Genomic DNA, 5655 nt, shown 5'->3' with positions numbered 1-5655 from the left:
TTCTCGGCTGCCGCGGCGGGGTGCCGGTCCGGTCAGGCCCCGCCGCGGCAGCCGAGAAGAAGGAGCCCGCGCAGCGACATGCGGGATAGGCTAACCACATGTCAGGTCCTCAGACAAGCTGAGGACCTGTGCACCGCCGCTCCCTGAAAGGTGAACCGGATGCCGCTGGCCGCCCTCCGCCCCACTCCCCTGATCGAACAGGCGGCCGCGCGGCTGCGCGAGGAGATCACCGGAGGCCACTGGCCGGTCGGCACCAGGCTCCCCGGCGAGACCACCCTGGCCAAGACCCTGGGCGTGGGCCGCTCCACCGTGCGCGAGGCGGTCCGCGTCCTGGCCGGAGCGGGGCTGGTGCAGGCCCGCCAAGGCTCCGGCGTCTTCGTCATCGCCACCGAGCCCGCCGAGGACTGGCCCGCCCGGCTCCGCCGCGCGGCCGTCACCGACGTCTTCGAGGTGCGCATGCTGGTCGAGGTCCAGGCCGCCCGCCTGGCCGCGCTGCGCCGCACCGACGCCGACCTCACCACCCTGAACGCGGCGCTGGACGCCCGGAGCGCCGCCGCCGCAGGCGACGACGCCGCGTTCGTCGACGCGGACATCGCGCTGCACGCGGCGGTGGTCGGCGCCGCGCACAACCCCGTACTCACCGATCTGTTCGCCGAGTTCGTCCCCCGCCTGCGGCAGGCCCTGATCGACCTCGTGGACCTGCTCGCCCTGCGCACCGGTACGACCGGGACGCCGAACCCGGGCGACGAGGCCCACACCGCCCTGGTCCGTGCCGTCGAGCGGGGCGACGCGGACACGGCGGGCCGCGTGCTCCAGGCCGAGTTGGAGCAGACCCTGACCCGGCTGCGCGACGGCGACGGCCGCCCCAGCTGAATGGCACCAGTTGGGCAGCGTGCTGTTCAGCCGTCAAGCGAAATCGCGTCCTTGGCCCGCTCGATCGACTCCTCGGAGGCAGGCCCGCCGGGATTCTCCGTGGCCAGCGCCTGGTTGAGCGCGACGAACGGCCGCAGGCGCCGCTCGTACCGGTCGAACGCCGCGCACGGCGAGCGCCTGCTTCTGCCCCCGATATCGCGGTAGTCAACCCGCCGTTCCTGGGGCCGGCCGCAGCCGGAGTGATGTCATCCAATTCAGCTAGCATGCGTTTTTATTCGCGATGTGGTGCGGCGGGCCAGGGGAGGGACGGCCGCAGCACCGGACGCGCTGCTGTCCTCTACGGGAGGTAACGGGGAAATGTCGTTCGACAGCGAGTGGTCTCAGCTCAAGGCCGACGCGGCCGGGCAGCAGAGCGCCCATACGCGACTCAACCAGCTTGCCGCGGCCGGCGGTGGCGGCGGGCGTTGGGTCGTCCATGCAGTCGGCCAAGGCGCTGAGCGACCACAACTTCACCATGGGCGAGGAGCTGAGCACTACGGTGTCCGTCTGGACTTCCCAGGTGAAAACCATGCTGCAGATGTGCGCCCATATCTCCAATCACCTGGACTACTCGAAGAAGAGTCACGCGAACGACGACGAGCTGATCGCGGCCTCGTTCCGAAACCGGGACGGCTCGGCCGTCAGCGTTTCCGAGATATCCAAGATGGTGAAGTAGAGAAAACGGGGGAATGACGATGGGGACTCTCACTTACACGGATCTCGTCGGGGTCGATCTGGGAAAGCTCAGCACCGCGGTCACGGACTGGAAGTCCGTTGTCGATGGTTTGAAGAAGCTGATGAGCGATGCGCGTTCGGGCCTGCTGAAGAAGTCGGAGGGTGCGCGGTGGGATGGGCTCAACGCGACCGTCACGCGTGAATTCGTCAGCAAGACCGCGAAAGAGTTCGAGGACCTGTACAACGAGGCCAGCAGCATCTGGGCCATCCTGGACGACGCGCATTCCCAGCTGACTGCGCATCAGTCCAAAGTCAAGTCGCTCGTCGCAAGCGCGCAGGACGACGGGTTCAGGGTCTCCGACAACTCCGATGGCACCGTGAGTTTCCATGAGTCCGGGGACGGCGGGTCGCGGTCACTGGACTCCCCGCAGTCGTACTCCGAAGCCGTCAATCATGAAATTCGCCGGGCCGTCACGGTCGACGTTCTGGCCAAGCGCGCGCTGGCCAAGATCCACGGCGGAGACCCGTCCGACGCGGGCCACGCCCAAATCCGCTCTCTGCTGGACGCATAACAGGGGAGTCGTGACGGTGGAGCCCGGTGGCCATGGGAAGCCCAAGGTGTCTGCGCGCGCACGACCGGAGGGGCCGGTGCCGGGTCGGCGCCGGCCCACGTCCCCGCCGACGCTGCCCTGCGCCCTCCCACCCTGCGCCTACGCGACGGCCGCCTCCTGATGACCGATTGACCTGATGACAGCGAGATGGCGTTCTTGGCCCGCTCAACCGACTCTTCGGAGGCTGGCCCGCCGGGATTCTCCGTGGCCAGCGCCTGGTTGAGCGCGACGAATGGCCGCATGCGCCGCTCGTAGTCGTCGAACGCCGCGCCGTGACCGCCGTCCGCCCCTCCCCAGCGGACGGCGGCCATCCGGTCGGCGAGCGCCCGCTTCCGCCCCTCGATGTCGCGGTGGTCGATCCGCTGCTCCTGGGGCCCGGCCGCCGCCCAGCCGAAGGTGATCCTCGAATCGGAATTTGTCGCGTACGGGGAGGAAAGAGGGACCTTCGCAGTCTCCGAGCCCGTGGAACCCGGCGCAGCCGCGGCGTCACGCGACAGCCCATCCCGCACCGGCCAAGAACATTACGGGCGAACCGCCGGATCGATCAGCGATCGAACCCCGCTGACGAATCGAGGCTGACTTTGCCCGGCCGCAGCCGGAGTGATGTCATCCGATTCAGCTAGCATGCGTTTTTATTCGCGATGTGGTGCGGCGGGCCAGGGGAGCGACGGCCGCAGCACCGGACGCGCTGATGTTCTTTACGGGAGGTAACGGGGAAATGTCCTTCGATAGCGAGTGGTCTCAGCTCAAGGCCGACGCGGCCGGGCAGCAGAGCGCCCATACGCGACTCAACCAGCTTGCCGCGGCCGGCGGTGGCGGCGGGGGCGAGGACGGCGGCAAGGCCTCCGATCTCATCGTTCATCAGGACGACTTGGGCGCCGTGGGGCACGAGGCCTTCGTCCTGCACGGGGAGCTGCAGAAGGCGGCCGACATCGCCGGGGCCGGGGCGGACAAGGATGGCTGGGGGTCGTCCATGCAGTCGGCCAAGGCGCTGAGCGACCACAACTTCACCATGGGCGAGGAGCTGAGCACTACGGTGTCCGTCTGGACTTCCCAGGTGAAAACCATGCTGCAGATGTGCGCCCATATCTCCAATCACCTGGACTACTCGAAGAAGAGTCACGCGAACGACGACGAGCTGATCGCGGCCTCGTTTAGAAACCGGGACGGCTCGGCCGTCAGCGTTTCCGAGATATCCAAGATAGTGAAGTAGCGGAAACGGGGGAATGACGATGGGGACTCTCACTTACACGGATCTCGTCGAGGTCGATCTGGGAACGCTCATGATCGCGGTCACGGACTGGAAGTCCGTTGTCGATGGTTTGAAGAAGCTGGAGAGCGATGCGCGTTCGGGCCTGCTGAAGAAGTCGGAGGGTGCGCGGTGGGCTGGGCTCAACGCGACCGTCACGCATGAATTCGTCCGCAAGACCGCGAAAGAGCTCGAGGACCTGTACAAGGAGGCCAGCAGCATCTATGCCATCCTGGACGACGCTTATGACCAGCTGACTGCGAGTCAGGACAAGGTCAAGGGGATCGTCAATGACGCGGAGGTCCACGGGTTCAAGGTCTCCCACAACTCCGACGGCACCGTGCGTTTCGATGTTCCTGAGGGTGACGGGTCGCAGTTGGCACGGGTCAACAAGCAATTGTACGCCGATTCCGTCAATCAAGAAATTCGCCGGGCCGTCACGACCGACCATCTGGTCAAGCGCGCACTGGCCAAGATCCACGGCGGAGACCCGTCCGACGCGGGCCACGCCCAGTACCACTCTCTCCGGGACATAACAGGGGAGTCGTGACGGTGGAGCCCGGTGGCCATGGGGTGGTCGGGGCGCACGACCCTGCGCCCTCCCACCCTGCGCCTACGCGACGGCCGCCTCCTGACGACCGATTGGCCTGGCTATAGCGAGATCGCGTTCTTGGCCCGCTCGACCGACTCCTCGGAGGCCGGCCCGCCGGGATTCTCCGTGGCCAGCGCCTGGTTGAGCCCGACGAACGGCCGCATACGCCGCTCGTAGTCGTCGAACGCCGCGCCGTGCTCGCCGTCCGCCCGGCCCAGCGCGTCGGCCAGTACGTAGGCCCCGATCAGGGCCAGGCTGGTGCCCTGGCCCGACAACGGGGACGCGCAGTAGCCCGCGTCCCCGAGCAGCGCCACCCTGCCGCGCGACCACCGGTCCATCCGGATCTGCGCCATCGCGTCCGAGTAGAAGTCGGACGCCTCCCACATCGCCTTGAGCATCCTCGGCGCCTCCCAGCGGACGGCGGCCATCCGGTCGGCGAGCGCCCGCTTCCGCCCCTCGATGTCGCGGTGGTCGATCCGCTGCTCCTGGGGCCCGGCCGCCGCCCAGCCGAAGGTGATCCTCAGCTCGGAGTTGTCGCGTACGGGGTAGATGCCGTAGCCGGCGGCGCCGTCCCTGAGCCACAGCTGCCAGTCCTCCAGGCCCAGGAAGTTGTCCGCACGGAAGATCGCCACCTGCATCCCGAGGGGGTGCGCGAACTCCTCCTCGGGGCCGAAGACCAGGCCGCGCACGGTCGAGTGCTGCCCGTCGGCGCCGACCACCAGATCGAAGCCGCGCGACCGCCCGCTCTCGAACTCCACGCGCACGCCGTGCTCGTCCTGCTGGAGGGCCGCGACGCCGTCGCCGAAGACGTACTCCGCGCCGTCGCGGGTCCGCTCGTACAGCAGCCCGGTCAGGTCCTCGCGCAGCAGCTCGATGTCGTCGCTGTCGAGCCGGCCACTGCTGTACGTCTTGTCGGTGGACCGCTCGATCTCGTTGCCGTCGCCGTCGAGCACTGACATGCCCCGCATCCGGGTGCGGAGCTCACGCGCCCGCTCCAGCAGCCCCATGCGCCGGACGACTTCGAGGGCCACGCCCCGGATGTCCACCGCCTGCCCGCCGGTACGCGGCGCGGGCGCGCGCTCGACGACGGTCGGGGCGAAGCCGTGGTGGCGCAGCCAGTAGGCGAGCGCGGGGCCGGCGAGGCCGCCGCCGGAGATGAGCACAGTCTTCATGGGAGCTCCTTCATACGGTGTACGCGGAGCTGAATGTACACCGTAAGCAACCCGCCCCAGCTGCACTTTCTCCTGCATCTGACCTAGTACAGACACCAGCCTCCAGCCCCCTCCCCCTGCTAACGTCTGCACTAGTACAGGAGCAGCGAGCCGGAAAATCAGCCGCAGAAAAATCGAAGGGACGGAGTTGGAGATGCCCCCGGAGCCCGATCCGCCCTATCTGCGCATCGTCACCGAGATCCGGCGCCGCATCGCGGACGGCGAACTGGCCCCCGGCGGCCGGGTGCCCTCGACCCGTCAGATCGCCAAGGAGTGGGGCGTCGCCCTCGCCACCGCCACCAAGGCGCTCACCACCCTGCGCCTGGATGGCCTCGTCGAGGCGCGCCCCCGAGTCGGCACGGTCGTGGCCACGCAGACCCCCGCCCCTTCCGCACGCCGCACCCC

Annotated in this window: 7 protein-coding genes; 6 read left to right on the top strand and 1 reads right to left on the bottom strand. The window is 68.3% G+C overall.

The window, feature by feature from the left end:
- Positions 1-159 precede the first annotated feature (159 nt).
- From CCN51_RS49230 to CCN51_RS49210, 5 genes are all read left to right on the top strand, one after another.
- The gene (locus tag CCN51_RS49230) at positions 160-873 is read left to right on the top strand and encodes a FadR/GntR family transcriptional regulator (RefSeq protein ID WP_014180501.1); all 714 of its coding nucleotides are present in this window, start codon (positions 160-162) and stop codon (positions 871-873) included.
- Positions 874-1348: 475 nt separating this feature from the next.
- A complete protein-coding gene (locus CCN51_RS49225) occupies positions 1349-1588 on the top strand; it encodes a hypothetical protein (protein WP_405384448.1) in 240 nt (79 codons plus the stop codon).
- Positions 1589-1607: 19 nt separating this feature from the next.
- Positions 1608-2159 carry a hypothetical protein gene (locus CCN51_RS49220; protein ID WP_245881849.1) on the top strand — a complete coding sequence of 184 codons (552 nt, stop codon included), beginning with the start codon at positions 1608-1610 and terminating at the stop codon, positions 2157-2159.
- Between the two features lie 757 nt (positions 2160-2916).
- Positions 2917-3411 carry a hypothetical protein gene (locus CCN51_RS49215; protein WP_086861103.1) on the top strand — a complete coding sequence of 165 codons (495 nt, stop codon included), beginning with the start codon at positions 2917-2919 and terminating at the stop codon, positions 3409-3411.
- Between the two features lie 19 nt (positions 3412-3430).
- Complete coding sequence (locus tag CCN51_RS49210; RefSeq protein WP_043491965.1) at positions 3431-3997, top strand: hypothetical protein; 567 nt, start codon at positions 3431-3433, stop codon at positions 3995-3997.
- Between the two features lie 101 nt (positions 3998-4098).
- Here the strand turns inward: CCN51_RS49210 and CCN51_RS49205 are convergent, their stop codons facing one another.
- Positions 4099-5211: an FAD-dependent monooxygenase gene (locus CCN51_RS49205; RefSeq protein ID WP_086861101.1), complete on the bottom strand. Its 1113-nt coding sequence runs from the start codon at positions 5209-5211 to the stop codon at positions 4099-4101.
- Between the two features lie 193 nt (positions 5212-5404).
- Here CCN51_RS49205 and CCN51_RS49200 point away from each other — a divergent pair.
- Positions 5405-5655 (top strand): GntR family transcriptional regulator (locus tag CCN51_RS49200; RefSeq protein WP_143676170.1); only part of this gene is annotated, 251 nt, incomplete at its 3' end.

The organism is Streptomyces milbemycinicus (assembly GCF_002154605.1).
GTDB classification, from domain to species: Bacteria; Actinomycetota; Actinomycetes; order Streptomycetales; family Streptomycetaceae; genus Streptomyces; species Streptomyces milbemycinicus.
The sequence above is the reverse complement of the archived record's forward strand: the minus strand, read 5'-3'. Positions and strand labels throughout refer to the sequence as shown.

What these genes read in the sequence shown, in the direction of transcription:
- CCN51_RS49230 (WP_014180501.1), top strand. Translation starts at nt 160, where the DNA reads ATGCCGCTGGCCGCCCTCCGCCCCACTCCCCTGATCGAACAGGCGGCC.
- CCN51_RS49225 (WP_405384448.1), top strand. Translation starts at nt 1,349, where the DNA reads ATGCAGTCGGCCAAGGCGCTGAGCGACCACAACTTCACCATGGGCGAG.
- CCN51_RS49220 (WP_245881849.1), top strand. Translation starts at nt 1,608, where the DNA reads ATGGGGACTCTCACTTACACGGATCTCGTCGGGGTCGATCTGGGAAAG.
- CCN51_RS49215 (WP_086861103.1), top strand. Translation starts at nt 2,917, where the DNA reads ATGTCCTTCGATAGCGAGTGGTCTCAGCTCAAGGCCGACGCGGCCGGG.
- CCN51_RS49210 (WP_043491965.1), top strand. Translation starts at nt 3,431, where the DNA reads ATGGGGACTCTCACTTACACGGATCTCGTCGAGGTCGATCTGGGAACG.
- CCN51_RS49205 (WP_086861101.1), bottom strand. Translation starts at nt 5,211, where the DNA reads ATGAAGACTGTGCTCATCTCCGGCGGCGGCCTCGCCGGCCCCGCGCTC.